At 66.3% G+C, this 26,175-nt stretch carries 21 protein-coding genes and 1 pseudogene; 11 read left to right on the top strand and 11 right to left on the bottom strand.

All coding sequences use genetic code 11. The features are described from left to right. Positions 1-52: 52 nt before the first annotated feature. The gene (gene rpoD, locus CHU93_RS03555; protein ID WP_094472790.1) at positions 53-2,062 is read left to right on the top strand and encodes an RNA polymerase sigma factor RpoD; all 2,010 of its coding nucleotides are present in this window, start codon (positions 53-55) and stop codon (positions 2,060-2,062) included. Between the two features lie 68 nt (positions 2,063-2,130). Next, a complete protein-coding gene (locus CHU93_RS03550) occupies positions 2,131-4,488 on the top strand; it encodes a hypothetical protein (RefSeq protein WP_094472789.1) in 2,358 nt (785 codons plus the stop codon). Positions 4,489-4,493: 5 nt separating this feature from the next. On the opposite strand, the gene CHU93_RS03545 is transcribed toward CHU93_RS03550, so the two are convergent. Further along, complete coding sequence (locus tag CHU93_RS03545) at positions 4,494-5,984, bottom strand: hypothetical protein (protein WP_094472788.1); 1,491 nt, start codon at positions 5,982-5,984, stop codon at positions 4,494-4,496. Between the two features lie 180 nt (positions 5,985-6,164). Between CHU93_RS03545 and CHU93_RS03540 the strand changes: the two genes are divergently transcribed. After that, entirely contained in the window at positions 6,165-7,007 is an 843-nt protein-coding gene (locus tag CHU93_RS03540) for an AAA family ATPase (RefSeq protein ID WP_086116313.1), read from the top strand. A 9-nt stretch (positions 7,008-7,016) separates the two neighbouring features. Here the strand turns inward: CHU93_RS03540 and CHU93_RS03535 are convergent, their stop codons facing one another. The 4 genes from CHU93_RS03535 to CHU93_RS03520 all read right to left on the bottom strand — a co-directional run bounded on the left by CHU93_RS03535 (position 7,017) and on the right by CHU93_RS03520 (position 10,401). Further along, positions 7,017-7,874: an amidase family protein gene (locus CHU93_RS03535; protein ID WP_094472787.1), complete on the bottom strand. Its 858-nt coding sequence runs from the start codon at positions 7,872-7,874 to the stop codon at positions 7,017-7,019. Beyond that, complete coding sequence (locus CHU93_RS03530) at positions 7,787-8,851, bottom strand: amidase (protein ID WP_165768581.1); 1,065 nt, start codon at positions 8,849-8,851, stop codon at positions 7,787-7,789. Before CHU93_RS03530 ends, CHU93_RS03535 begins: the two co-directional genes overlap by 88 nt. Before the next feature lie 111 nt (positions 8,852-8,962). Continuing rightward, a complete protein-coding gene (locus CHU93_RS03525; RefSeq protein ID WP_094472785.1) occupies positions 8,963-9,679 on the bottom strand; it encodes an SDR family NAD(P)-dependent oxidoreductase in 717 nt (238 codons plus the stop codon). After that, positions 9,676-10,401, bottom strand: coding sequence for an SDR family NAD(P)-dependent oxidoreductase (locus CHU93_RS03520; RefSeq protein ID WP_207759204.1), 726 nt, complete (start codon positions 10,399-10,401; stop codon positions 9,676-9,678). Before CHU93_RS03520 ends, CHU93_RS03525 begins: the two co-directional genes overlap by 4 nt. 42 nt (positions 10,402-10,443) lie before the next feature. On the opposite strand from CHU93_RS03520, the gene CHU93_RS03515 reads away from it, so the two are divergent. The 4 genes from CHU93_RS03515 to CHU93_RS03500 all read left to right on the top strand — a co-directional run bounded on the left by CHU93_RS03515 (position 10,444) and on the right by CHU93_RS03500 (position 14,077). Continuing rightward, positions 10,444-11,397 carry an SDR family NAD(P)-dependent oxidoreductase gene (locus CHU93_RS03515; protein ID WP_094472783.1) on the top strand — a complete coding sequence of 318 codons (954 nt, stop codon included), beginning with the start codon at positions 10,444-10,446 and terminating at the stop codon, positions 11,395-11,397. Continuing rightward, a complete protein-coding gene (locus CHU93_RS03510) occupies positions 11,394-12,038 on the top strand; it encodes a glutathione S-transferase family protein (RefSeq protein ID WP_094472782.1) in 645 nt (214 codons plus the stop codon). The genes CHU93_RS03515 and CHU93_RS03510 overlap by 4 nt, the downstream gene beginning before the upstream one ends. A gap of 64 nt (positions 12,039-12,102) precedes the next feature. Next, positions 12,103-13,281 (top strand): vWA domain-containing protein, encoded by a 1,179-nt coding sequence (locus CHU93_RS03505; protein WP_094472781.1) that lies wholly within the window; start codon positions 12,103-12,105, stop codon positions 13,279-13,281. Between the two features lie 7 nt (positions 13,282-13,288). Continuing rightward, entirely contained in the window at positions 13,289-14,077 is a 789-nt protein-coding gene (locus CHU93_RS03500; protein ID WP_094472780.1) for an enoyl-CoA hydratase/isomerase family protein, read from the top strand. Here CHU93_RS03500 and CHU93_RS03495 read toward each other — a convergent pair. Further along, positions 14,074-14,451, bottom strand: coding sequence for a hypothetical protein (locus tag CHU93_RS03495; protein WP_094472779.1), 378 nt, complete (start codon positions 14,449-14,451; stop codon positions 14,074-14,076). The genes CHU93_RS03500 and CHU93_RS03495 overlap by 4 nt on opposite strands. Before the next feature lie 107 nt (positions 14,452-14,558). Beyond that, entirely contained in the window at positions 14,559-14,966 is a 408-nt protein-coding gene (locus CHU93_RS03490) for a nuclear transport factor 2 family protein (RefSeq protein WP_094472778.1), read from the bottom strand. Between the two features lie 117 nt (positions 14,967-15,083). On the opposite strand from CHU93_RS03490, the gene CHU93_RS03485 reads away from it, so the two are divergent. Next, positions 15,084-16,352 (top strand): cytochrome-c peroxidase, encoded by a 1,269-nt coding sequence (locus CHU93_RS03485; protein WP_094472777.1) that lies wholly within the window; start codon positions 15,084-15,086, stop codon positions 16,350-16,352. On the opposite strand, the gene CHU93_RS03480 is transcribed toward CHU93_RS03485, so the two are convergent. The 3 genes from CHU93_RS03480 to CHU93_RS03470 all read right to left on the bottom strand — a co-directional run bounded on the left by CHU93_RS03480 (position 16,303) and on the right by CHU93_RS03470 (position 21,582). Further along, positions 16,303-19,416, bottom strand: coding sequence for an efflux RND transporter permease subunit (locus CHU93_RS03480; protein WP_094472776.1), 3,114 nt, complete (start codon positions 19,414-19,416; stop codon positions 16,303-16,305). The genes CHU93_RS03485 and CHU93_RS03480 overlap by 50 nt on opposite strands. Continuing rightward, positions 19,416-20,639, bottom strand: coding sequence for an efflux RND transporter periplasmic adaptor subunit (locus CHU93_RS03475; RefSeq protein ID WP_094472775.1), 1,224 nt, complete (start codon positions 20,637-20,639; stop codon positions 19,416-19,418). Before CHU93_RS03475 ends, CHU93_RS03480 begins: the two co-directional genes overlap by 1 nt. Positions 20,640-20,751: 112 nt before the next feature. Beyond that, positions 20,752-21,582, bottom strand: a complete 831-nt coding sequence (locus CHU93_RS03470; RefSeq protein WP_094472774.1) for an ABC transporter permease — start codon at positions 21,580-21,582, stop codon at positions 20,752-20,754. A gap of 70 nt (positions 21,583-21,652) precedes the next feature. Here CHU93_RS03470 and CHU93_RS03465 point away from each other — a divergent pair, with 70 nt between their 5' ends. The 3 genes from CHU93_RS03465 to CHU93_RS03455 all read left to right on the top strand — a co-directional run bounded on the left by CHU93_RS03465 (position 21,653) and on the right by CHU93_RS03455 (position 25,239). Further along, positions 21,653-22,204, top strand: coding sequence for a GcrA family cell cycle regulator (locus CHU93_RS03465; protein ID WP_094472773.1), 552 nt, complete (start codon positions 21,653-21,655; stop codon positions 22,202-22,204). Positions 22,205-22,306: 102 nt separating this feature from the next. Beyond that, complete coding sequence (locus CHU93_RS03460) at positions 22,307-23,788, top strand: flavin-containing monooxygenase (protein WP_094472772.1); 1,482 nt, start codon at positions 22,307-22,309, stop codon at positions 23,786-23,788. Then, positions 23,788-25,239, top strand: coding sequence for a serine hydrolase domain-containing protein (locus tag CHU93_RS03455; protein ID WP_094472771.1), 1,452 nt, complete (start codon positions 23,788-23,790; stop codon positions 25,237-25,239). The genes CHU93_RS03460 and CHU93_RS03455 overlap by 1 nt, the downstream gene beginning before the upstream one ends. Before the next feature lie 82 nt (positions 25,240-25,321). Here the strand turns inward: CHU93_RS03455 and CHU93_RS03450 are convergent. Next, positions 25,322-26,065, bottom strand: a pseudogene (locus CHU93_RS03450) (IS5 family transposase). Positions 26,066-26,175: the final 110 nt, after the last annotated feature.

The following is a 26,175-nucleotide window of genomic DNA, read 5'->3' as shown; positions in this document are numbered from 1 at the left end:
GACGTTAAATCGGGGCCGATCCGGCCCCCGACAGCCGAGGATGTTGGACCGAATGGCCAAAGCAGGCGCCAATGAAGCCACCGAAGCCAAGAGCGAAGGCGATGCCCCGCTCATCGATCTGAACGAAGCGTCGATCAAGAAGCTGATCGCCCGCGCCAAGAAGCGCGGTTACATCACCTATGACGAAATCAACGAGGCCCTGCCCCAGGACCAGATGACCAGCGAGCAGATCGAGGACATCATGTCTGCGATCAACGAGATGGGCATCAACGTTGTCGAGAACGAGGAAGCCGCCGACGACGGCGACGCGCCCGAAGAGGAAGAGCCGGAAGCCGAACCGGTGGATGGCGATCTGGCGCCGGCGCCGGTTGCCGCAGTCAAGGCCCCGCTCGATCGCACCGATGATCCGGTGCGCATGTATCTGCGCGAAATGGGCGCGGTGGAACTGCTGAGCCGCGAAGGCGAAATCGCCATCGCCAAGCGCATCGAAGCCGGCCGCAACACCATGATCGCCGGGCTGTGCGAAAGCCCGATGACGTTCAGCGCCATCATCGAATGGTCCAACGCGCTGAACGAAGGCCGCATGCAGCTGCGCGAGATCCTGGATCTGGAAGCCATGCTGGCCAAGGATCCGGTGGAGGGCGAGGAAGAAGGCGGCGAAGGCAGCGACCTGCCCACCGTGCAGTTCAAGGAAGAGGAAGAGCCGGAAGCCGAAAGCGCCCCGGCCGACGAGGAAGACGAATTCACCGAGCGCCGCGCCCCCCAGCGCGCCGAGGCGGATGATGATGACGAGGGCGGCCTGTCGCTCGGCCAGATGGAAGAGCAACTGAAGCCGGCGGCGCTGGAGAAGTTTGCCGAGATCACCGGCACCTACAAGAAGTTCCAGAAGCTGCAGGAAGCCCGGCTGTCGGCGCTGCACGGCGGCCCGGCCTTTGCCGCGGGTGACGAGAAGAAATATCAGAAGCTGCGCGAGGAGCTGACGCGCGGCGTGCAGTCGATCCACTTCAACAACAACAAGATCGAACTGCTGGTCGAGGCGCTCTACACCCAGAACAAGCGGCTGATGGCGCTGGGCGGCAACATGCTGCGCCTGGCTGACAAGCACAAGATCAACCGCAAGAATTTCCTCGACGAATATGTTGGCAACGAGATGGACGAGGCCTGGATGGCCCGTGTGGCCGGCATCGACAAGCGTTGGGCGGCCTTTGCCGCCGCCGAAGCCGGCGCGGTGGAAAAGAACCGCCGCGAGCTGGGCGGCATCGCCGAGACCACGGGCGTCGACCTCAACGAGTTCCGTCGCATCGTCAACATGGTGCAGAAGGGCGAACGCGAGGCCCGCATCGCCAAGAAGGAAATGGTGGAGGCCAATCTGCGCCTCGTCATCTCCATCGCCAAGAAATACACCAACCGTGGCCTGCAATTCCTTGATCTCATTCAGGAAGGCAATATCGGCCTGATGAAGGCGGTGGACAAGTTCGAGTATCGCCGCGGCTACAAGTTCAGCACCTATGCCACCTGGTGGATCCGGCAGGCGATCACCCGCAGCATCGCCGATCAGGCCCGCACCATCCGCATTCCGGTGCACATGATCGAAACCATCAACAAGCTGGTGCGCACCAGCCGCCAGATCCTGCACGAAATCGGCCGCGAGCCGACGCCGGAGGAACTGGCCGAGCGGCTTTCGATGCCGCTGGAAAAGGTGCGCAAGGTGATGAAGATCGCCAAGGAGCCGATCTCCCTCGAAACGCCGATCGGTGACGAGGAAGACAGCCACCTGGGCGATTTCATCGAGGACAAGAATGCGGTGATCCCGGTGGATGCCGCCATTCATTCCAACCTGAAGGAAACCTTGACCCGGGTGCTGGCCAGCCTGACGCCGCGCGAAGAGCGCGTGCTGCGCATGCGCTTTGGCATCGGCATGAACACCGATCACACGCTGGAAGAAGTGGGCCAGCAGTTCAGCGTGACGCGCGAGCGCATCCGCCAGATCGAGGCAAAGGCCCTGCGCAAGCTGAAGCACCCGTCGCGCAGCCGCAAGATGCGCAGCTTCCTCGACGTCTGATCGGGGCCGACCGGGCTGAAACAAGCAGGCGGTTGCCATTGGCAGCCGCCTGTTTCACATTTGCGGCCATGGCCCATCCCCTCACCTATCCCGCCGCGCTGTCGCTTGCCGCTGCCCTGCTGGCCGCGCCGACTGCGCCGCCAGCCACCAGCCCCGAAGCCGCATTGGCCGCCGCCACCGCCCAATCGCGCTGTGGCACCGGCGAGGGCGCGGCCCAGGGCGGCGCTGGCAAGGCCGTGCTGGTCGCTGGTCTGACCCCGGCGCACATGGCCGTCAGCCGGGTGACGCAGGCCCAGGCCTTTTTCGATCAGGGCTTGGGGCAGCTGTGGGGCTTTGATTATGACGAGGCGCTGAAGAGCTTCGAAGCTGCAGGCCGGCTCGATCCGGCTTGCGCCATGTGCAGTTGGGGCGAAGCGCTGGCCCTTGGGCCCTATATCAACAGCGGGCCGATCAAGGCCGACCAGATTGCAAAGGCGGGCGGTCTGGTGGAAAAAACCTTGGCCAGCCCCGGCCTGACCGACAAGCAGCGAGCCGTGGCCGAAGCCTTGCTGGCCCGCTATGCGCCGGGCGGCACCGACGATGGCGCCCATGGCGGGACCTATGCCGACACGATGGTGGCACTGGCGCAGCGTTGGCCCGATGATGATCTGCTCGTGATCATGGCAGCTGAAGCGATCATGAGCAGCCAGCCATGGGATTATTGGCAGCCCGATGGCCGCACGCCCAAGGCGCGGGCCGGCACCGCGCTGGCGCTGGTCGATCGCGTTCTTGCACGCAATCCGGATCACCCGCAGGCCATCCATTTGCTGATCCACCTCACCGAAGCATCGGCCACGCCCGATCTCGCCGCCGGTCCGGCCGCCCGGCTGGAGCGGGTAGCCCCCGCCGCGCCGCACATGGTGCACATGCCCAGCCACACCTGGTACCGGCTGGGCCGCTTTGGCGACAGCCTGGCCGCCAACCAGCGCGCGGTGGCCGCCGACGAGGCTTATGCCCGCGCGGTGGGCGATGATCCGCGCCATTATGGCTATTTCAACCATCACACCCATTTCATCCTGTCGTCCGCCCTGCAGCTTGGCGATGCGGCCACCGCGCTGAAGGCGGCGGACGCGCTGGAAGCCTCCATCACGATCGAACGGGCGGCCGGCTCTGCCTTTGCCGAGGTGCGGCGGCTGTCGGCGCTGCAGGCGCGGCTGCAGCTGTTGGCCCCGGCCGATGTGCTCGCCCTGCCCGCCCCGGATCAGCGCCTGCAGCTCACCCGCCTGATGTGGCATGGCGGCCGGGCCGAGGCGGCTGCCCGCACCGGCCAGCTGGCGGTGGCCCGCACCGAGCTGGCAGCGATCCGGCAGCTGCGCGCCACCCTAAAGCCGGCCGAAGACCCTGAGGACCCGCGCGCCGCCCTCACCACCCTGATCGATGGCAGCGCCCGTGCCGCCGTGCTGGCGGCGGAGGCAAGACGGCGGCGGCCCTCAAGTTGTACCACGCGCTGGAGGCCGTGGAAGCCCGCCTGCCCTATCGCGAGCCGCCGCTGTGGCCGGTGCCAATCGCCGCCAGTTCAGCGCGGTTGCGGTTGGCCGTTGATGACCAGGCCGGTGCCCGCGCCGATTTCGCCCGCGCCCTGGCGCTGCGCCCGGGCAGCAAGCTGGTGCTTGATGGGCAGGCCGGGCTGCGCGGCGACCAGAAGGCGTGACAGCTTGTCGCAGCGCACCATGCAGTCTAACAGTTTGGCAATGACAAGAACCGGTCGCGCCCTGATCCTGCCCCTGATTGCCCTGGCGCTGGCCGGCGCCGGCCCGGCCCCCGATCTGCGGCTGGAGCCACTGCGGGAGGCGATCATAACCGATGCCCGCGCGCTTGATCCGGCCGGCATGGCCTTTGAACGCACCACCACGGCGGTGCGGCGCGGGCCGGGCATCAAGGAGAAGACGGTCACGGTGGAGCGCTGGGATGGCGCGCGCTGGACGCTGGTTTCGGTGAACGGCAAGGTGCCTTCGGCCAGCCAGTTCAAGAGTTTCCGCAAGGCCACCGCCGCCAATCCGGTGCCCGGCTATCATCGCCTCGCGGCCCTGCTGGCTGCCGCGTCTGATGTTCAAGTGGATGAGGATGGCCGCAAGATCCTGAAGATCCCGGTGCTGCCGGCTGGATCGGTGCGCACCGACAGCGCCGATATTTCCAGCCATCTTTCGGGCAAGGCGGTGATCGCCACCACCGAAGGCAAGCCCTGGGTGGCGCGCCTGAAGGTGCGCGCGCGCGAGAACTTCAAGCTGAACCTGCTGATCAAGGTCACCGGGTTTGAACAGACCTTTGATTACCGCCTTGGCCCGGACGGCAAGCCGCGCCTGGCCAGCCAGACCGCCGACAGCCGGGGCAGCATGTTCGGCTTTGCCGGCGGCCAGACCGACGAGGTGATCTACGCCTATCGCTGACGCCGTTACCGCGTGGGCGCGGGCGGGCGATATTGGCTGCCCAGCGCGGTCTCGATCTCGGCCACGGTGAACGCCCGGCCGGCCTGGGCGGCAAACAGGCTGTCTGCCGGCGTGACGAAATCGAACAGGGTGAAGCTGCTGGCGATGCCGGCGCGGGTTCCGCGGTTCGAACCGAAGTTGAACAGCACGGCAAAACGGTCCTGGCCCTTGGCAGCGGCCGCGCGGGCCGCCGCGACCAGCAAGGCCTCGTTCACGGTGTCGAGCGCGGCAGAGCGGCCCGAAACGATGCTGGTGGCGGCGCCATCCCGGGTTGGCTTGGGCTGCATCGTCTTGGACGTGGGCGCGATCATCTTGCCGAATTCCTGCGCCTCGCTGGCATCTTCCCAGCGCGGCAGGGCCACCACCAGATTGTTCAGCACGCCCTTGCCGGTGAGCGAATCGCGGGCCACCTTGGTGGCATCGGCGCGGATCTTGGCCGGATCAATGCCCGGCGCCGTGCCGGGGCCGCCCTTGGCCTGCACGTTGGCGATGATCTGCGCCGTCAGGCTGGCCGGAGACAGCCAGCGCGGCCGGCCGGCAAGCAGGCCCTTGGCCTCTTCCAGCTTGCCCTGGTTCAGGGCCAGCTGCGCCTTGGCCAGCTGCACCATCTCGTCGGCACGGGCGACCTGCTGGGCAGCGGTCTGGGCATTCTGGTCGGTGCCGCCGGCCTTTGCGGCCAGTTCATCGATATCCTGGCTCACGCGGGCCAGGGTTTCCTCGGCGCCCTTGTTGTCACCGGCCAACGCCTGCAGCGCCGCCTGGTGCGACAGCACCACCACGCCCGGCTTGGGGAAGGTGGCAACCAGCGTCTTGATGGCTGCAGCGGCCCCGGTCCAGTCGCCAGCGCCGGCCATGCTGAGCACCGGCCGCAGATTGGGCGCCATCCGCCAGGCCCGGTCGAGCAGCAGCTTTTCATCGGCGCTGATCTCGGGCGTGAGGGCCATGTTGCGCAGCGCCTCCTCGGCCATGAACAGGCCGGTCGGGCGGGCCTGGGCGGCTTGGAACGCCAGCTTTTCCGCCTCGGCCTGGTTGTTCTGCGACAGACGGGCAAAGGCTTCCAGCATCACCGTGCTGGCACCGATGTTGCGATCGAAATGGGCGCGGACCAGCGGGGTCAGCTCAACGCTGCGGGCGGCGCGGGCATCGGCGATCGCGTCATCAAAGCGGCCCATTTCAAACTGGCGCACACCGCGCATCATCAACACTTCGGCCCGGCGCACCGGGTTGCCGGTGGTGCGGCTGTCGGTGAGGGCTTCGGTGCAGGCGGTGATGCCCTTTTCGCCGGCCTCGCGGGCGGAGGGGTTGTCGGCCTCGGCACTACCGAACAGGCCCAGCGTGCCCAGAATCAGGATGCCGCGCCCCACCTGTTCACCCGGGGTCTGGCGGCGGCCATAACCATCGCAGCGGATCAGCGCCGATGGCGCCGCCAGGGCTGGTGCCGCAGTGGCAGCAAGCAACACGCTGGCGATGGCCAGATGAAATGCACGACCAATGATGACGACCCCCGCTTTACCTTGTCTTAATCGAATCCATGTGTGTTGCGGCTTTATGGCACTGCCGCCGCCCTTCGCACAATGACAGGATTGCAAGGGCGCAGCGGCTTGCCTAACCCTGTGCTGCAACGAAAGGGATTATGCATGCGCTTCCAGGGCACGTCCGGTTATGTGGCCACCGATGATCTGAAGGTCGCGGTCAATGCCGCGGTCACCCTGCGGCGACCGCTGCTGGTGAAAGGCGAACCGGGCACCGGCAAGACGGTTTTGGCCCACCAGATCGCCCAGGCCTTTGACGCACCGCTGATCGAATGGAACGTCAAATCCACCACCAAGGCACAGCAGGGCCTCTATGAATATGACGCGGTGTCCCGCCTGCGCGACAGCCAGCTGGGCGATCCCCGCGTGTCCGACATCGCCAACTATATCAAGCGCGGCAAGATGTGGGAGGCCTTCACCTCCGAGAAGCTGCCGGTGCTGCTGATCGACGAGATCGACAAGGCCGATATCGAGTTTCCCAACGATCTGCTCACCGAGCTCGACCGCATGGAGTTCGACGTTTACGAAACCGGGGAGCGGGTGAAGGCCGCCCAGCGCCCGATCGTCATCATCACGTCGAACAACGAGAAGGAACTGCCCGACGCCTTCCTGCGCCGCTGTTTCTTTCACTATATCAAGTTCCCGGATCGCGACACGATGGAGGCGATCGTGCGCGTCCACTTCCCCGACATTCAGCGCGCGCTGGTCGGCGAAGCGCTCAACATCTTCTTCGACATGCGCGAGGTGCCCGGCCTCAAGAAGAAGCCGTCGACCAGCGAACTGCTCGATTGGCTGAAGCTGTTGATGCACGAGGATCTGCCGGTCGACGTGCTCAGGAACCGCGACACCAAGACCCTGATCCCGCCGCTCCACGGCGCGCTGCTCAAGAATGAGGCCGACGTGATGCTGTTCGAACGCCTGGCCTTCATGAGCCGGCGCGGTCAGTAATCAGGACTGCTATCGCGGGGCCAGTATCACCCGCCCGGCGCCAAGCGGTTGGCCGGTGGTGTGCAGCGTTGCATAGAGCCGCCCGGCAGCGAAATCGGCGCGCGCACGAGCATCGAGACGCAGGTCTGCCTGACCAGATCGAGCGCCGGGCCCAAGCAACTGCGCCAGCACCGGGCCGGGCTTGCCATCCGAGCTGCGGTGCAGGGCCAGCGCCACCGGCGCATGCTGGCCGCTGCCGGTCACACGGGCCGTCACGGTGAGCCGCGCATTGAGCGGGTCATAGCGCCAGTTGAGCGTGGCTCCGGCCTTGCCCGCCGCGATGCGGGCGCTGCCGGATTGCGTGGCCGGGGGCTGGCCATTCACCAGCGGCGGCGTGCTTAACGGGGCCTGGCGAGGCTGCGCCGCCTGTTCCCAGCCATGGGCCAGTGCCAGCAGCCGCGGCTCGCTGAAGGCGGCACCCATGAGCTCGACGCCCACTGGCAGGCCGCGCACGGTGAAACCGGCCGGGATGGCGATGGCCGGCAGACCGGTGCCGGCCGACAAGCGGCAATTGCTGGCGATATTCTCCGCCCCGATCACCGGCGGCCGCCCCAGCGCAGAGGGGTAGAGCAGCGCATCCAGCCGTTGCCCGGCCAGCAGCGATTCGACATTGGCGCGCGTCGCGGCCTGCCTTGCCAGCACGGCCCGATAGCCCGGATGGCTGCGCCCCGGCGAGGCCAGCGCATCGGCAAAGCGGGTTTCCAGCTGATCATGGTGCAGGCCGGCCGCAACAATGGCCTTCAGACCGCTGACCGGCGCCCCCGGATGGCCGGCCAGATAGCGTTCCAGATCCTCGAGAAACTCGTAGGAGCCAGCGGTGATCTCCACCGTCGTCGGCAGCCCGCCGGGGGGATGTCCACATCCACAACCTCGGCGCCGGCAGCCTTGAGGGCGGTGATGGCCCGATCATACACCGGCCGCCCCTCCGCATCATCGGGGTTCACCACGAACATCGCCCGCACCACGCCGATCCGCGCGCCCTTCAGCGCGCCGGGTGTGAGGCTGTCCAGATAGGATGTCGGCCTTTTCGCATCCGCCCCCAGCGTCACCGGATCGGCCTTGTCCTCGCCAACGGTGGCATCCAGTATCAGGGCCAGATCGGCCACCGAGCGCGCCAGCGGGCCGGCGACATCCTGCGTGTCCGACAGCGGCATCACCCCGCGCCGGCTGGCCAGCCCGCGCGTGGTGCGGATGCCGAACAGATTCTGATAGGCAGCCGGAATGCGGATGGAGCCGCAAGTGTCGCTGCCCATGCCGGCAGCCGCAAAACTGGCGGCCACCGCAGCGCCCGTGCCGCCGCTGGAGCCGCCGGGCGAGCGGGTGGGATCATAGGGATTGCGCGTCTGCCCGGTGTGGGAACTGATGGTGATGGTGCCGGCGGCCAGCTCGTGCATGGTCGTCTTGCCCAGGATGATGGCGCCGGCCGCGCGCAGCCGGGCCACCTGTTCGGCGTCCTTCGCCGGTCGCAGCGTCGCCAGCGCCAGGGTTCCGCCGCCGGTTGGCATGTCGTGCGTGTCATAATTGTCCTTCACCAGCACCGGGATGCCGTGCAACGGCCCGCGCGGGCCCTTTTCGGCGCGTTCCCGATCCAGCGCGTCGGCATCGGCCAGTGCATTGGGGTTCAAGGTGACGATGCTGTTGAGCGCCGGCCCGGCCTGATCATAGGCAGCAATGCGGGCCAGATAGGCCTGCACCAGCTGGCGCGCGCTGGTGCGCCCGCTGCGCATGGCCGCCTGCAGATCGGCGATGGAGGCCTCTGCCACCTCGGGCGGCGGGGCGGCGCCACTGGCCGTTGCCATGGTCATGGCCGCCAGGCCCATGCTGATTGCTGCCCCAAGGCCGTGCCGCTTGCCCACCATCCCTGCCCTTCCATCATGACGGGTGGCAGCATGGCGGCAGCGGCGGCGCCCCGTCAATCACCGCAGCATGAGGCCGCCATCGATGGCCAGGCTTTGCCCGGTGATATAGCTGGCAGCCGGGCTGGCGAGGAACAATATGGCGTTGGCAACCTCGGCCGGCTGGCCCCAGCGCAGCATTGGAATGGCCTTCATCAGGCGCCTTTCCCGTTCCGGGTTCTGGCGGGCGCCTTCGGTCATGCGGGTTTCGATGAAGCCGGGGGCAACCAGGTTCACGCGCACGCCATCATTGGCCCATTTGTCGCCCAGCGCACGGGTGAGGCCGAGCAGGCCCGCCTTTGACGCGGTGTAGGCCGGGGTTTCCTTCAGCGCCAGGAAGCTGGCCAGGCTGCCGACATTGACGATGCTGCCGCGCGCTTCCTTCAACAGCGGATGAAGGCGCACCGACAAGTCCATGACGGCGTTCAGATTTGTATCGATGACGGCTTCGAATTCGTCCTGCTCATATTCCCGCGCCGAACCCCGGCCGGCGTTGTTGATCAGCACATCCAGCGCGTGGAAATGCGCCGCCACTTCGGCGCGCGCTTCCGGCCAGGTGAGATCGGCCTGGATATAGGCCACATCGGCCGGCGGATCGTCATAGCAGCTGATATGGCTGCGCGTGCCGGTGACGGTAACGCTGGCACCCTGCGCAGTGAATTGTTCGGCCACCGCCTTGCCGATGCCCTGGGTGCCGCCGGTGACAAGAACGGTGCGCCCCTGTGCCCAGTTGCTCATGCCGAGAGTCCTCCGTCGATCACCAGCGACGTGCCGGTGACATAGCGCGCCGCATCGGACGCCAGAAACAGGATGGGGCCGGCGATATCGTCGGGCTCGCCGATGCGGCCCAGCGGCACCTGGCGTTCGGTGGCCGCCAGCCGATCGGGATGCTCCCAGGTGATCGCGGTCATCTTGGACCGCACCAGGCCGGGGGCGACGAGATTGACCCTGATCCCTTCCCCGCCCAGCGCCTGCGCCAGCGTGCGGGTGAGGGTGAGCAGCCCGCCTTTGCTGGCCGAATAGGCCGGCTGGCCGATGGTGCCCTTGAAGCTGGCGACGCTGCCGACCAGAATGACACTGCCGCGCGCTGCCGCCAGCGCCGCCCGGAACCGCATCACCAGCGCCATCGGGCCGGTGAGATTGGTGGCGAGCACATCGGCAAAGATTTCGGGCACGAACTCGGCACGCTTGTAGGCCACCTTGGCACCGGAGACGACCAGCGCGTCCAACCGCGCCACGCCGGGATCAAACGCCGCCACGGCAGCAAGGTCGCCCTGGTCGAGCTGGTGATAGTCAATGCCCGACAGATCGCCATCGGTGCCGGCATAATCGGCAGCACTGCCCCGCGTGCCGGTGACGATCACCCGCGCCCCGTTATCCCGGAACGCCCGGGCAGCAGCATTGCCGATCCCGGTTGATCCCCCTGTCACTAGCACGGTCTTGCCGGCCCACTCTCCCACGCCCACTCTCCCCCGCGGCGATTGATGAGGGAGATTTGGGCCATGGCGCTTCTGGCGGGCAAGGTCGCGATTGTGACAGGCGCAGGCCGGGGCCTGGGGCGATGCCATGCCCTGGCCCTGGCCGCCCATGGTGCATCGGTGGTGGTGAACGATCTGGGCGGCAGCGTGACCGGCGGCGCCCCTTCTGAAAATGGGGAGGACGCCGCCACCGCCGTGGTGGCCGAAATCACCGCTGCTGGTGGGCGCGCGGTGGCCAACCGGGCCAGCGTGGCGGATTGGGCTGGTGCCAGGTGCATCATCGATGATGCGATCGCGGCCTTTGGCGGTCTGGACATCGTGGTCAACAACGCCGGCATCAACCGCCCGGCCAGTCTGATCAACCTGACGGAGGCCGATTATGATCTGGAAACCGCCGTCCACCTGAAGGGCACCACGGCCGTGTGCCACCACGCGGCTGCCTGGTGGGCCAAACAGGGCCGGCAGGACGGGCGGGCCATCATCAACACCACATCGCCGGTGGGCGTGCATCCGATGCCGGACGGCGGCCCCTATTGCGCGGCCAAGGCGGGGATTGCGGCCCTGACCGTGGTGGCAGCGCAGGAGCTTGCGCACCTGGGCGTTCGCGCCAATGCCATCGCGCCGGCCGCCCGCACCCGCATGGTGATGGCCAGCCCAAGCGTGGACCAGCTGATGCCGCGCGCCGACGGCTTTGACCGGCATCTGCCGGACCATGTCTCACCGCTGGTGGTCTATCTTGCCAGCCATCTCAACCGCTTCACCGGCCGCATCTTTGGCTCCGAAGGGCCGGACGTAGCGGTGTATCAACCGTGGAGCGCTGACTGGCTGGTAAGCGGCGACGGGCAATGGCCGGTCGAAGCGCTGGCCTCCGCACTCGCCAGCGTGCCCGAACAGGCGCCGATCCGCGCCTTTTACCCCGGCGGCCGCATCGACACGCTGATCCCGCCCAACCGCACGCTCAAGGCCCTGCGCGGATGACGCCGGTCATCTCAGTCTTTGCTGCCTCCCCCGATGGCGGGTGCGGGCTGGCGCGGGACATGGCGGTGCGCTGGGCGCTGCTGGAAGCCGGGGTGGCGCATGACCTGCGGCCGTTGTCGTTCGCAGAGCTGAAGACAGCGGACCACAAGGCGCGCCAGCCCTTTGGCCAGATCCCGACGCTGGAAACGGACGGGCTGACCCTGTTCGAATCCGGCGCCATCGTGCTGCATGTCGCAGAACAACATGGCCTGTTGCCAAGGGAACCGGCGCTGCGCGGGCGCGCCGTGGCCTGGATGTTTGCCGCAGTGGCGACGGTGGAACCGGTGATTGTCGAGCGCGAGGTCGCGGTGCTGCTGGAAGGTGACCGGCCGTGGACGCCCGAACGCCTGCCCTTGATCGAGGCGCGGCTGCGGCAGCGGCTGGATGATCTGGCGAGCGCCCTGGGCGAGGCTGAATGGCTGGTGGGTGACTTCGGCGCGGCCGATATCATGATGGTCTGTGCGCTGCGGCGGCCGGCGGCAGCGCGGTTGCTGCCGGACTATCCGGTGCTGGCCGCCTATGTGGCACGGGCGGAGGCGCGGCCGGCGTTTGTTCAGGCCTTTGCCGACCAGTTGGCGCGCTGGCAGGCCGGCGCCGGCTGACAAATTTCCGCATTGCGCTGCCAGCCCCGGGCAGCGACAGTCGCCGAACGAAAGGCCCTGACCGATGTTCCTGAACTTTCTCGAAGAGCTGCGTGCCGCGAAGATCCCGGCCTCCATGAAGGAGCATCTGATCCTGCTGGAGGCGCTGAAGAGCGATGCGATCGATTTCTCGATCACCGATTTCTATTATCTCGCCCGCGCCACCTATGTGAAGGACGAAGGCCTGCTCGACCGGTTCGACATGGTGTTTGCCAAGGTGTTCAAGGGCCTGGAGCCAACACTTGAAACGGGTGAAACGGAGATTCCGGCCGAATGGCTCAAGGCCTTGGCCGAACTGAACCTGACGCCCGAGGAAATGGCCGAGCTCGAGAAGATGGGCTGGGACAAGCTGATGGAAACCCTCCAGAAGCGGCTGGAGGAGCAGAAGAAGCGCCACGAGGGCGGCAACAAGTGGATTGGCACGGCGGGCAAATCGCCCTTTGGGGCGCAGGGATCAAATCCGGAGGGCGTGCGCATCGGCCAGAAGGACGGGCGCAAACAGAGCGCGGTGAAGGTGTGGGACAAGCGTGAATTCAAGAACCTGGACTCGACGGTTGAGCTGGGCACCCGCAACATCAAGGTGGCGCTGCGCCGGTTGCGCCGCTTTGCCCGCGAGGGCGCGGCCGACGAACTGGACCTGGATTCGACCATCCGCGGCACCGCCAAGCAGGGCTGGCTCGATATCGTCATGCGGCCGGAACGGCACAATGCGGTGAAATTGCTGCTAATGCTGGACATCGGCGGTTCGATGGACCCGCACATCAAGCTGTGCGAGGAGCTGTTTTCGGCTGCCAAGTCGGAATTCAAGCATCTGGAATTCTTCTATTTCCACAACTGCCCCTATGAGGCGGTGTGGAAGGACAACAAGCGCCGCTGGACGGAACGCACGCCGATGATGGACGTGCTCCACAAATTTCCTCATGATTACAAGCTGGTGTTCGTCGGCGATGCGTCCATGAGCCCCTATGAGATCAGCTATGCCGGCGGCAGCACCGAGCATTGGAACGAGGAGCCGGGCGAGGTGTGGCTGCGCCGGATGCTGGACATCTATCACAGCTCGATCTGGCTGAACCCGATCCCGGAGAAGCATTGGGACAATGGCCAATCCATCCGGATGATCCGCGAGATCATGACGAACCGCATGTTCCCACTGACCTTGGAAGGGCTGGACCGCGGCATGCGCGAACTGAGCCGGAAGAAGTGATTTTCCAATGACATACGAGACAATCCAGGTCGAGAAGAAGGGCGCGGTCGATTGGCTGACGCTGAACCGGCCCGAGCAGCTGAACAGCATCAACAACCAGATGGTGGCCGAACTTTCGGATTATTTCGGCGGGCTGTTTCATGCCGCTGATACCCGCATTGTCGTGATGAAGGGCGCCGGCCGGGCTTTTTGTGCGGGGCTCGACATCAAGGCGCAAGGCTCTGAAATCGCGCCCTTTGGTGGCGGTTTTGGCTTTCAGGGCTGGCTGGCGGATGTCTATGTGAAGATGCGCCGCTGCCCGCAGCCGATTGTCAGCCTGGTGCACGGGCCGGCCTGTGGCGGCGGCTTTGCCTTTGCGCTGGCCAGCGACATCCGCATCGCCGGGCAGTCGGCGCGGATGAACGCCGCCTTCATCAAGCTGGGGCTGACCAGCTGCGACATGGGTGTCTCCTATTTCCTGCCGCGTCTGGTCGGTGCCAGCCTGGCTGCCGAGCTGATGATGACCGGGCGTTTCGTGGACGCAAACCGCGCTTTGGTGACCGGATTGGTCAGCCAGGTGACCGCAGATGAGGATCTGGTGGCCGCAGGCGAGGCGCTGGTGGCCGAAATGCTGGCCACCTCCCCCATTGGCCTCAGGATGACGAAAGAGGGCCTGGGTTTTGCCATCGACGCACCCAGCCTTGAGGCCGCCATTGCGATGGAAAACCGCAACCAGCTGATGGCGGCGGCGAGTGATGACTTCAAGGAAGGCCTGGCTGCGTTCCTCGAGAAGCGGCCGCCGCGCTATTCGGCCTAAGCTCCCAGGCGGGCAATCAGGCCGACAGGGTCGGCGGTTTTCATGCGGTCCCAACGGGCGCGGGCCACGTCGTCGCAATAGCGGGTTTCGCCCAGATCCTGGCGGCTGACGCCTTGGCTGGCCGGTGAACCGGTGCGGACGGCGCCGGTGGCCAGTTCAACCACGGCGCGCACCGGGCCGGCGCGGGTTTCGATGAGGCCACAGACGCCCGGCTGGCCGTTCGTGTCCAGACCAGCGATGGGGGCCAGCAGCGTGGTGCCCGCATGGCCGGCGCGGGCCATCAGGGCCTCGGCGCGGCGGGCGGCCAGTTGTTCGGGCGGCAGTTCCGGCGCGCAGGCAGCAAGCGGCAGGGCGAGAAGAAGCAATCGGCGCATGGCGGAGCGAATAGCAGAGCCGGGGCGGGGCTGGCCTGTTGACACGCTGTCGCGGGATTGCCCCTCCGGCGCTGCGCGCCACCTCCCCAAACAAGTTTGGGGAGGATCTAGGCGGGTTGGCTGGCCATTTTCTGAAGCATCTCACCCATCATCTGGTGGACCATCTGGATAGCCTTCAGCGGGCGGACCATCACCTTGAAATGCACGATCTGGCCGGCATCGTTCCAGCTGATCATGTCGATGCCGTTCACCTTGATGCCGTTGATGACATTTTCAAATTCGATGATCGCGCTGGTGTCGTTCAGCCATTGGCCGGTGTAGCGGAACCCCTCCCCGCCCAGCACCTTGTCGGCGCTGGCGAGATATTTGAACACGGTCTCACGGCCGCGCTGTGGGGTGTGGACCACCGGGCTTTCGAACACGGCATCGGGGTGCAGCATGTCCCACAGGGCCTGATGATCGGGGTTTTTCACATAGTGCTGCCAGCGGGCGAGATGATCGGCGGCGGTGGGCATGGCGGTGGCTCCTTTGCGGGCAGGTTACGCCAGAATTGCCGCGCCTCAAGCCTGTTGCAAGATTGAGGTGGGGGATTGCCCGGTTGCGGCGCGTAAGGCCTGCAAGGGAGAGGGCCGATGAAACACGGGGCAAGCGCCATGGCATTGGCGGCCACATTGCTGCTGGCCGGCTGCGGCGGATCCGGTGGCAGCACCACGGGCGCCACGGCGGTCGCAACACCAGCCCCTGCCCCGGCACCAACGCCAACGCCAACTCCCACCGTGGCCACCCCGGCCAGCGTGTCGGCGGTGCTGGCGCTGGATTTCGCCAATCTGGTCGATTACGCGCCGGCCAACCTGCCGGCCTATTATGATGCGACGGTGACCGCGCTGGACAACACGCCGGCCGAGAATGCCCTCAACAACCGCATCGCCACACTGGGCCGGGTGTTGTTTTATGACCGGCAGTTGAGCGTGAATGGCAGCATTTCCTGCGCGTCCTGCCATCGTCAGGCCAACAGCTTTGATGATCCCAACCGTTTTTCCACCGGTTTTTCCGGCACGGCCTTCACATCTGCCCACGCAATGCGGCTGGCCAATATCCGCTATTGGCGGCCGGGCACGATGTTCTGGGACCGCCGCGCCGCATCGGTGGAGGCGCAGGCCAGCCAGCCCATCATCAACCCCATCGAAATGGGCTGGGACAGCGCGGCGGGTGGCATCAACGCCCTGATCACCCGGCTGCAGGGCATCGCCTATTACCAGGAGCTGTTCACCTTCGCCTTTGGTAGCCCGACCGTGACCGAAGCGCGGCTGACGCAGGCGCTGGCCCAGTTCCAGCGCGCAATGATCAGCAGCAGCAGCCGGTGGGACACGGCCTATGCCACGGTGTTCAGCGCCACCGCGCCTAACCGCAATCTGAATGCCACGCTGGCCGGCTTTTCCGATCAGGAAAACCGCAGCCGGCAATTGTTCATGACCGGCCAGGGCGGTGGCGGCGCAGGCTGTTCGGCCTGCCACGTGCCGCCCACCTTTGCGCTGGCGGCCAATTCGCAGAGCAATGGCCTGGATGCCGGCGAAACCCGCGTGTTCAAATCCCCCAGCCTCAAGAGCGTCGGCCTGTCGCGCGCGTTCATGCACGATGGCCGCTTCGCGACGCTGGCCGAGGTGGTGGAATTCTACAACAGCGGGGTGCAGGCCGGCCCGGCGCTGGACAACAGGTTGCGCGCGCCCGGCGGCGGGCCGCAGCGGCTGAACCTGAGCGCGGCCGACAAGGCCGCGCTGGTGGCGTTCATGGAAACCCTGACCGACAGCAATCTGGCGGCAGACAGCCGCTTCAGCAGCCCGTTCCGATGGGTTATTCGGCGGCTTCCGGCCGGAAGGCGGCCGCGCCGGGCAGTTCCTTGATTTCGGCCGCGCCGCGGCGGACGCGCACCCACTGCATGACGCTTTCGATGCCAAGATAGACCACCGGCGTGATGAACAGGGTGAGCACCTGGGAGACGACGAGGCCGCCCAGCACGGCAATGCCCAGCGGCTGGCGCAGTTCGGCCCCGGCGCCCAGGCCAAAGGCCAGCGGCGCCGCGCCGGCCATGGCGGCAAAGGTGGTCATCATGATCGGGCGGAAGCGCTTTTCAGCGGCCTCGCGAATGGCGTGCGCCGGCGTCCAGCCATGTTCGCGCTGCCCGGCCAGGGCAAAATCGATCATCATGATGGCGTTCTTCTTGACGATCCCGATGAGCAGCACGACGCCGATGATGCCGATCACATCCAGCGGCATGTCGAACAGCCACAGGAAGGCCACTGCACCGATGCCGGCCGCCGGCAGGCCGGACAGGATGGTGATCGGGTGGACGAAGCTTTCATAGAGCACGCCCAGCACGATGTAGATGACGATGATCGCCGCCAGGAACAGGATCGGCATGGATTTGGTGCTGGCTTCGAACTGCTGGGCATTGCCGCCCAGCGCGCCCGAAACGCCCATCGGCGTACCGATCTCGGCCGAAGCCTTTTCGATCAGCGGCTTGACCTGGCTGAGCGCGATGCCGGGAGCAAGGTTGAAGCTGATTGTGACGGCGGGCAGCTGGCTTTGGTGCGAGATGGTGAGCGGTGCCCCTTCCACCCGGATGCGGGTGACGCTGGACAGGGTGACAAGGCCGGCATTGCTGCCGCGCACGGTGAGCAGGCCGATGGCATCCGGGTTCATCTGGGCCGCCGGATCGATTTCCATGATGACCTGATAATCATCGGCATCGGTGTAGATGCGGCTGATCTGCTGGTTGCCATAGGCGGCGAGCAACACGCGGCGGATGGCATCGACCGGCACGCCCAGGCGGGCGGCGGCATCGCGGTCCACCTCCACAAAGGCCTGGCGGCCACCACGCTGATAATCGCTGTTCACATCAACCATGCCGGGAATGGCGCGCATCGCCTGTTCCAGCTTGGGCGCGAAACCATAGAGGGCTTCCTTGTCCACCGCCGAGATCGTGTATTGATAGTTGGTCGGGCTAGGGCGGCCGCCGAGATTGAGATTTTGCGGCACGTTGGGGAAGGCCGAGAAACCGGGGACCTGGGATACCGCCTTGCGCAGCCGGGCCTGCACCACCTCGATGCTGTCCCGCTCGTCACGCGGCTTCAGCGGCGCGAACATGCGGCCGCGATTGGCCTCCCCGCCCAGGATGGAGTTGACCCGTTCCACCGCCGGATCCTTGCGCACGATGGCAGCAATGATGTCCTGCTTCTTCTGCATTTCGGTGAAGCCGATATCGGGCGCACCTTCGGTGCCGAAGAAGATGGAGCCGGTGTCTTCGGTGGGGAAGAAGCCCTTGGGCACCACGGTGAACCCCCAGACGGCAATGACGACAGAGGCGATGGTGAGGCCGCCGACCACCTTGCGATGCTGCAGCGTCCAATCGAAGGCCCAGAGATAGCGGCTGGTGAGGCGGGCGAAGGCGGCCGTGGTGATGCGCGCCAGGCGGCCGGGTTCGTGATGGCCGGATTTCAGCAGGCGCGCCGCGATCATCGGGATGAGGGTGAGCGACAGCACGGCGGACACGCCGATGGCGATCGTCATCGTCACGGCGAATTCGAAGAACAGCCGGCCGATGATGCCGCCCATGAACAGCAGCGGGATGAACACGGCAACCAGGCTGACCGAGATGGACAGCACGGTGAAGGCGATTTCATTGGCACCGGTGACGGCGGCGCTGCGCGGTTCCTCGCCATCTTCGGTGTGGCGGACGATGTTTTCGAGCACGACAATGGCATCATCGACAACAAAGCCGGTGGCCAGCGTGAGCGCCAGAAGCGAAAGATTGTCGAGATTGAAGCCGAAGAAATACATGCCGGCAAAGGTGCCGATGGCCGCCACCGGCAGCACGACCGCCGGGATGGCGGTGGCACGCCCATCGCCGAGCACCAGATAGATGACGAACACCACCAGCAGTGCGGTGCCAACCAGCGTGACCTGGGCATCGAACACGCTTTCGCGCACGCTTTCGGAGCGGTCGACGATTTCGGCGATGGTGACGGACGGCGGCATCGCCTCGATGATGTCGGGCAGGACGGCGCGCACGCTGTCCACCAGCTTCACCACATTGGCGCCGGGCTGGCGCGAGACCGCGATGGTGAGCGCCTGCTCGCCGTTGAACTTGGTGCCGCCGCGCAGCCGTTCATAGCTGCTGATGACGCTGGCGACATCGCCGACGCGCACCGGCAGACCAGCGCGGGTGGCGATGATGATGTTGGCGAAATCGGCCGGCTTTTCCATGTTGCCGGAGGCATCGAGCGTGAAGTTGCGTGGGCCGCCGGTGATGCTGCCCACCGCGATGTTGCTGTTGGCCGCCGCCACCGCCTGCCTGAGATCATCGACGGTGAGGTTGCGCGCGGCGAGCGCCTGCGGGTTGAACTGGATGCGGATGGCAAAGCGGCGATCGCCAAAGGTGATGACCTGGCCGGCACCCGGCAGCGTTGACAGGCGCGGGATCATCAGCGTGTCGACCAGCGTCTGCAGTTCGTTCATCGCCCGCGTCTTGTCGCGGACGGACATGATCAGCACCGGCTGATCGGCCGGGTTGATCTTGCGGAAGCTGGGCGGGCTGGGCATTTCCGGCGGCAGCCGGCGGGTGACGGCGGACAGCACGGACTGGACGTCAAGCGCGGCGGAATCAATGTCGCGATCCAGCGCGAACTGCACGGTGATCTGGGTGCTGCCGGTGTTGCTGGTGGAAATCACCTGCTCGATGCCGGCGATGGTGGAAAGCTGGCGTTCGATCGGCGTGGCGACCGATGCCGCCATGGTGCCGGGGTTGGCGCCGGGCAGGCTGGCCTCGATCTGGATGGTGGGCAGATCCACCTCGGGCAGGGCCGACACCGCCAGCTTGCGGTATCCGAAGAAGCCGCCGAACACCACCGCCAGCGTGAGCAGGATGGTGGCGATCGGCCGTTCGACGCAGAGGCGGACAAAGCCCATCAGCCGGCGCTCCCGGCGGCGGCGGGCGGCTGGGCGGCCATCTGCGGCTTGCCCGGGCCCTTGAGCCGCACCGCATCGCCATCCTTGAGCCGGGCGAGCGCATCCACGACAATCTGTTCGCCGGGCTGCACGCCGCTGGCGAGATAGACCTTGCCGCCCATGCGGCCGGCCACGACGACATCACGCATCTTGACCTTGCCGCCCGGCCCCTTGCCGCCGGCGCCCTTGCCGCCTGGGCCGCCGGCGCTGACCGACCAGACGAACGGGGCATCACGGCCGGTCTGCACGGCGCCTTCGGGCAGGGCGATATGCGGGCGGGGTTGGCCCAGCGGGAATTCGACGTTCACGATGGCGCCCGGCCACAGCACATCGCCCTCGTTGCGGAATTCGGCGCGGGCCGCAACGCCGCCGTTGCCGGGATCGACATTGTTGTCGAGGAAGACGAGGCGGCCGCTGGCGATTTCGCTGCCGCTTTGCGGATCGCGGGCCACCACCTTGCCGCCCCCACTCGCCAACAGGCTGCGGGCCTGCTGCACATTGGCGGCCGGAACCAGGAAGCGGACATGGATGGGCGACAGCTGGTTGATGGTGACCAGTGCCGTGGCATCGCCCTGCCGCACATTGGCGCCAAGGCGGAAGCCGAGTTCGCCGGTGCGGCCGGAAATCGGCGCGGTGACGGTGAGGAACGACAGCTGCACCCTGGCGGAATCGAGAATGGCCTGGGTGGTTTCGATGTTGCTGCGCGCCGAAGAGGCATTGGCGCGTGCCAGATCGCGGGCGGCAGTGGAGACAAAGCCCTTGCCCACCAGCGCCTCGGCCCGCTCATAGTCGAGGCGGGCGCGGCGTTCGGCGGCAATGGCGCCCTTCACCTCGGCTTCGGCCTGGGCGACGGCAGCGCGGGCCTGGCGCGGATCAAGGCGGAACAGCACCTGGCCGGCGCGGACATTGTCCCCTTCCTTGAAGGCGATGCCGATGATCTCGCTATCGGCGCGCGGGCGCACGGCAACGCTCTGGCTTGGGGTGACGGTGCCCAGCGCGATCAGCGTGGGGGCGAATTCTTCCATGCTGGCCGTCTGCGCGGCGACCAGTTGCGGCGGGCGCTTCATGCCAGCGCCGGGGCCTGCCTTGTCATCGCCGCCGCTGCTGGTGCAGGCAAACAGCAACAGGGAAGCCGCGCCAAGGCCGGCCAGGCGGCCAAATGGGTGAGTGGTGATCATGATCATGTCTGCCCAGACCTACGTTGTCGCGGCGGAAATCCCCCGCGCCAAAATGCGTCGCACGGTTAGTCGCTTGTTGTGCAGGCTGCAAATACGTCGTTGCCGCATGCCGAACCGGTCAGGCGCGCAATTTCCAGCCTGATTTCAACACTTTGTAACAAACCACCCACAGCACGGCATTCACCAGCGCCAGCACCAGCGCCCCCTGCAGCAGCAGCCCATCGCTGTTCCCGATGAAGCCGGAGCGGAAGCCATCGATGACATAGAAGAAGGGGTTGGCGTGGCTGAGCGTCGCCATCAGCGGGTTGACGCGATCGATGACATAGAAGGTGCCGGACAACAGGGTGAGCGGCTGGATGACGAAGTTGGTGACCGCCGCAGCATGATCAAACTTGTCGGACCAGACGCCGGTGAGAATGCCCAGCAGCGCCAGCAGCACCGAGCCCATGGTGCCGAAATAGAAGACCAGCAGCGGATCCCTGATCGGCACATCAACGCCGGGGGCAAGCGCCATCGCCGTCCACACCGCAAAGCCGACCAGCCATGCACGGGTGAGCGCACCGCCGACCCAGGCCAGCATGAGCTCACCGGCCGACAGCGGCGGCATCAACACATCGATGATCGAGCCCTGCACCTTGGCCACCAGGATGGACGACGAGGTGTTGGCAAAGCTGTTCTGGATCATGCCCATGACGATCAGGCCGGGGCCAAGGAAATCGGCATAGGGCACGCCCAGGATCAAAGTGTTGTTGCGGCCCAGTGCCACGGCAAAGATGATCAGGAACAGCAGCGTCGTCATCGCCGGGGCCCAGATCGTTTGCAGCTGCACCTTGAAAAACCGGCGCACTTCTTTCAGATAAAGGGTCTTCAACCCCTCCCCGTTCAGCCGGGCGATGACCGGCACTCCGGGTTCCCGGAAGGGAGGCAGCTTGTTATCCGCGTGCATCATGGTTAGGGGCTTACGGTTGAACGTGCCCCCTGCCAAGAGGCTGGCGGCTTTTGTGAGGCAAAGATAATCCATGGCCTGGACCGAAGAGCGTATCGCCAAGCTGAAGCAGGGCTGGGAAGGCGGCATGACCGCGACCCAGATTGCCGAGATGCTGGGTGAAGGCGTGACCCGCAACGCCGTGATCGGCAAGGCGCACCGGCTGGGGCTGGAAAGCCGGCCGTCGCCGGTGAAGGCCGCCGCCGAGGAGGCCGCGCCGCGTCCGGCACCGGCTCCGCCGCCAGCGCCCAAGGCCGCCGAACCATCCGCGCCGCCGCCCGCCCCGCGCGCGGAAGCCCCGATCCCGGCGCCGCAGCCGCCCCCCGCCCCCGTGGTGGCCAAGGCGCCGGCCAAGCCAGTGAAGGGCGGCAAGCAGACCCGCACCACCCTGCTCGATCTCAACGACAAGGTGTGCAAGTGGCCGATCGGCCATCCGGGCGAGCCTGATTTCCACTTCTGCGGCAAGCCGGTGCAGCCGGGCTTCCCCTATTGCGGGGAGCATTGCCTGGTGGCCTATCAGGCGCAGATGCCGCGCAAGGACCGGCCGCGGCCGCTGCCGCCCCTCCCTGGCGCCCCGCGCCGGTAGCAGCAACAACGCCCGGCGCCCCGCGCCGCTGATCCTGACGCTTTTGCCCCATTGCAGCGCCGGCACCGCCACTTTACGTTTGCGTAAAGCGGGGAGTTGATCATGGCCGACGTTGATGTGGATGTGCTGATTGTCGGAGCCGGCCTGTCGGGCATTGGCGCCGCCGTGCAGCTGAAGCAGCAGTGCCCGTCCAAGCGCTGGGCCATCCTGGAAGGGCGCGGCGCCATTGGCGGCACCTGGGATCTGTTCCGCTATCCCGGCATCCGGTCTGATTCAGACATGTACACGCTGGGCTATCGCTTCAAGCCGTGGAAGGCAGCGAAAGCGATTGCCGAGGGCCCGTCGATCCGCGCCTATATCCGCGAAACGGCCGAAGAGCATGGCATCACGCCCCACATCCGCTTCAACCACAAGGTGACGGACGCCGCGTGGGACAGCGAAACCGCCCGCTGGACCGTGACCGCCGACACGCCGCAGGAGCCGGCCACCCTCACCGCCCGCTTCCTCTACATGTGCTCCGGCTATTACAACTATGGCGAAGGCCACCGCCCGCGCTGGGACGGAGAGGCGGATTTCGCCGGCCAGATCATCCACCCGCAATTCTGGCCCGAAGACCTGAATTATGCCGGCAAGCGCGTCGTCATCATCGGTTCGGGCGCCGCCGCTGTCACGCTGGTGCCGGAAATGGCCAAGCAGGCCGCGCATGTCACCATGCTGCAGCGCACGCCGACCTGGATGGTCTCCCGCCCCTCGTCCGACGCGATTGCCAATGTCTTGAAGGCGGTGTTGCCGGCGCAGATGGCGTATGACATCGTGCGCTGGAAGAATGTCACCTTCGGCCAGTGGTTCTACAAGCAGACCCGCGAAAACCCCGGCAAGGTGCGCGAGACGCTGCTGAAGCGGCTGGCCAAGCTGCTGCCGGCCGATTACGACCTCGAAACCCATTTCACCCCCGGCTACAACCCGTGGGATCAGCGGCTGTGCCTGGTGCCCGATGCCGATCTGTTCAGCGCCATCACCGCCGGCCGCGCCAGCATCGTGACCGACCAGATCGAGCGGTTCGAAGCCGGTGGCATCCGCCTCAAATCCGGTGAACTGCTGGCCGCCGACATCATCGTGACGGCCACCGGCCTGAAGCTGGAGGCGCTGGGCGGGATGCAGGTGCGGGTGGATGGCATCCCCCGCCGCACCGCCGACAGCCTGGCGTACAAGGGCATGATGTATTCCGGCATTCCCAACATATTCCAGAGCTTTGGCTATATCAACGCCAGCTGGACCCTGCGGTCTGATCTGATCGCCGATTATGTCTGCCGGCTGATCAACCATATGGACGCCAAGGGCGCCGAGATTGCCACGCCCACCCCGGCCGCCGATGTGGTGCCGGAACGGCTGGCGATGGATCTGGCCTCCGGCTATGTCCAGCGCGGCGCCGATGCCCTGCCCCGATCCGGCAACCGCGCGCCCTGGATGGTGACGGCCAATTACAGATATGACCGGGCCGAACTGCTCGATGGCCCGGTGGACAATGAGCTGACCCTCACGCGCGCCACCGCGCCGGCCCGGATGCTGGAAGCGGCGGAGTGATGCGGCTTGCCCCAAAGCTGGCGGCTGCCCTGGCGCTGCTGTCCACCACGGCCAGCGCACAGCCGGCTGCCGATCCCGCCACCGCCGAAGCCATCCGCCTGATCGATGCCTGGGCCGATGCCGCGCAGGTCTATGGCCGCTGGCCGGCCTACAGCATCGCCATCGGCCACAAGGACAGGCTGGTCTGGTCCAGGGGCTATGGCCATGTCGATGCCGCGAAGAAGGTGCCGGCGCGCGGCGACACCATCTATAGCATCTGCTCCATCTCCAAGCTGTTCACCGCGGTGGCCGTGATGCAGCAGTGGGAGGCCGGCAAGCTGCGGCTGGACGAGCCCGTCACCACCTATCTGCCCTGGGCCGCCCACAAGCCCGATGGCCGCGATTCCATCCCCGTCACCCTGCGCGGCCTGCTCACCCATTCGGCCGGCGTGCAGCGGGACAGTGATACCGGCAACTGGACGCCGCCCGATTTCCCCTTCCCCACCCGGGAGCATCTGCAGGCCGAAATGGGCCAGCACAGCGCGCTCTATCCGGCCGGCCGCGTCTATCAATACAGCAACATCGGCGTCACCCTGGCCGGCGAAGCCGCAGCCGCCGTGGCCGGCCGCGATTATGCCGGGCTGGTGACCAGCAGCATCCTCCAGCCCCTCGGCCTCAACGACACGCGGCCGTTCCACCCTCAAGCCCTGATCGGCACCCGCATGGCGGTGGGCTGGAGCCCGCTGAAGCGCGACGGCAGCCGCATGCTGCTCAACCGCTGTGATGCCAGGGCCATCACCCCCGCCGCCGGCTTCACCAGCACCGCGGAAGACCTGGTGCGCTTCGGCCTGTGGCAGATCGGCCTGCTGGCACAGGAAACGGCGCCCGCCACGCCCGGCGTCCTCAAACCCAGCACCCTCAGGGAAATGCAGCGCATCCAGTTCGTCGACAAGATGAACGGCGGCAGCTGGGGCCTGGGCTTCTTCAACGAAGACGCCGACGATGGCCATTATATCGGCCACGACGGCAGCTGCCCCGGTTACCACACCACCATCCTGATCCGGCCCGACAGCGAAAACGCCGTGGCGGTGATGACCACCGACAATCACGAAGTGTGGGGCGACACCGTCCAGGTGCACAAGCTGCTCGACGCCCGCCGCAGCCACAGCTTCAAATCCCCCGCCCCCGTCACCCTGCCGCTGGAAGACTATGCCGGCCGCTACACCACCGGCACGTGGGACAATGAAACCATCATCCTCCCCTGGAACGGCGGCCTCGTCACCCTCTCCCTCCCCGATCCCGAACCGGCCCGCCACCTCTCCTTCCTGAAACCCACCGCCCCCGACCGCTTCCGCCGCATCGCCCCCGACGGCAGCGAGATGCACGAAGTGGAATTCCGCCGCGACGCCGCCGGCCGGGTGGTGGAAAAGCTGGAGTTCTTCCAACGCTCGGTGCGGGAGGTGTTGAAGTAAGAGGGCCTCCGGCGGGCAGGGTCGCGGACCCTGCACCCGTTCGTTTCTGGGCAACCAAATGCGACACTAGGTCGTAGACTCATTATGCGGCACACCAGATGCGAGCGCAGATGAGTTTGACGGCGGCGAGGTAGTTTTCCGGGCGCTTGTCATAGCGGGTTGCGATGCCTCGGAAGTGCTTGATACGGTTGAAGAAGCGCTCGACGAGGTTTCGCTGAGAAGGCGAAGCGCTGCTTGCGGTTGGAGCGCGCCGGGATGTTGGCCCAGGCATTCTTGCTGGCAGCGGTTGTTCGGATGGCGTTGCTGTCGTAGCCCTTGTCGGCCAACAGGGTGGCACCCTGCGGCATGGCGTCGAGCAGGGCTTCGGCCTCCTGGCTGTCGTGGACCTGACCGCCAGTCAGACGCAGCGCGACGGGACGACCATCAGCGTCAACGAGGGCATGGATCTTGCTCGTGAGGCCGCCTCGGGAACGTCCCATGCCGCGATCTCCGGGCCCCCTTTTTTACCCGTCGCACCGTGTTGGTGGACGCGGACGCAGGTGGAGTCGATCATCACGATCTCGCCTTCGAAAGCGGCCGAAACCGCCGCCAGAAGTCGGTCCCACACCCCGGCTTGGCGCCAGCGGACGAACCGATTGTAGCAGGTCGTGGATGGGCCGTAGCGCTCTGGTATCTCTGCCCACGGTGAGCCTGTTCGGAACCGCCAGAGAATACCGTTCAGCACGCGCCGGTCATCAACACGCGGAACACCGCGCGGCTTGTTCGGCAGCAATGGCTGAATGATCGACCATTCCCCGTCCGTCAGTTCGTAACGTCGTCGTGTCATCCAAAGCTCCCTCCTGAAGCCTTGAATCAACCCAGCGGTCTTCCCGCAAGTCAGTTTATGAGTTTACGACCTAACCCGGATTATTCACCGGCCGGGTGATTTCGGGTTGG

This window comes from Sandarakinorhabdus cyanobacteriorum (assembly GCF_002251755.1).
GTDB lineage: Bacteria > Pseudomonadota > Alphaproteobacteria > Sphingomonadales > Sphingomonadaceae > Sandarakinorhabdus > Sandarakinorhabdus cyanobacteriorum.
The sequence above is the reverse complement of the archived record's forward strand: the minus strand, read 5'-3'. Positions and strand labels throughout refer to the sequence as shown.

Bases quoted from the DNA above. Each gene is read 5' to 3' on its own strand.
- rpoD (WP_094472790.1), top strand. From the start codon at position 53: ATGGCCAAAGCAGGCGCCAATGAAGCCACCGAAGCCAAGAGCGAAGGC.
- CHU93_RS03550 (WP_094472789.1), top strand. From the start codon at position 2,131: ATGGCCCATCCCCTCACCTATCCCGCCGCGCTGTCGCTTGCCGCTGCC.
- CHU93_RS03540 (WP_086116313.1), top strand. From the start codon at position 6,165: ATGCGCTTCCAGGGCACGTCCGGTTATGTGGCCACCGATGATCTGAAG.
- CHU93_RS03530 (WP_165768581.1), bottom strand. From the start codon at position 8,851: ATGACCATGGCAACGGCCAGTGGCGCCGCCCCGCCGCCCGAGGTGGCA.
- CHU93_RS03525 (WP_094472785.1), bottom strand. From the start codon at position 9,679: ATGAGCAACTGGGCACAGGGGCGCACCGTTCTTGTCACCGGCGGCACC.
- CHU93_RS03515 (WP_094472783.1), top strand. From the start codon at position 10,444: ATGGCGCTTCTGGCGGGCAAGGTCGCGATTGTGACAGGCGCAGGCCGG.
- CHU93_RS03510 (WP_094472782.1), top strand. From the start codon at position 11,394: ATGACGCCGGTCATCTCAGTCTTTGCTGCCTCCCCCGATGGCGGGTGC.
- CHU93_RS03505 (WP_094472781.1), top strand. From the start codon at position 12,103: ATGTTCCTGAACTTTCTCGAAGAGCTGCGTGCCGCGAAGATCCCGGCC.
- CHU93_RS03500 (WP_094472780.1), top strand. From the start codon at position 13,289: ATGACATACGAGACAATCCAGGTCGAGAAGAAGGGCGCGGTCGATTGG.
- CHU93_RS03495 (WP_094472779.1), bottom strand. From the start codon at position 14,451: ATGCGCCGATTGCTTCTTCTCGCCCTGCCGCTTGCTGCCTGCGCGCCG.
- CHU93_RS03490 (WP_094472778.1), bottom strand. From the start codon at position 14,966: ATGCCCACCGCCGCCGATCATCTCGCCCGCTGGCAGCACTATGTGAAA.
- CHU93_RS03485 (WP_094472777.1), top strand. From the start codon at position 15,084: ATGAAACACGGGGCAAGCGCCATGGCATTGGCGGCCACATTGCTGCTG.
- CHU93_RS03480 (WP_094472776.1), bottom strand. From the start codon at position 19,416: ATGGGCTTTGTCCGCCTCTGCGTCGAACGGCCGATCGCCACCATCCTG.
- CHU93_RS03475 (WP_094472775.1), bottom strand. From the start codon at position 20,639: ATGATCATGATCACCACTCACCCATTTGGCCGCCTGGCCGGCCTTGGC.
- CHU93_RS03470 (WP_094472774.1), bottom strand. From the start codon at position 21,582: ATGATGCACGCGGATAACAAGCTGCCTCCCTTCCGGGAACCCGGAGTG.
- CHU93_RS03465 (WP_094472773.1), top strand. From the start codon at position 21,653: ATGGCCTGGACCGAAGAGCGTATCGCCAAGCTGAAGCAGGGCTGGGAA.
- CHU93_RS03460 (WP_094472772.1), top strand. From the start codon at position 22,307: ATGGCCGACGTTGATGTGGATGTGCTGATTGTCGGAGCCGGCCTGTCG.
- CHU93_RS03455 (WP_094472771.1), top strand. From the start codon at position 23,788: ATGCGGCTTGCCCCAAAGCTGGCGGCTGCCCTGGCGCTGCTGTCCACC.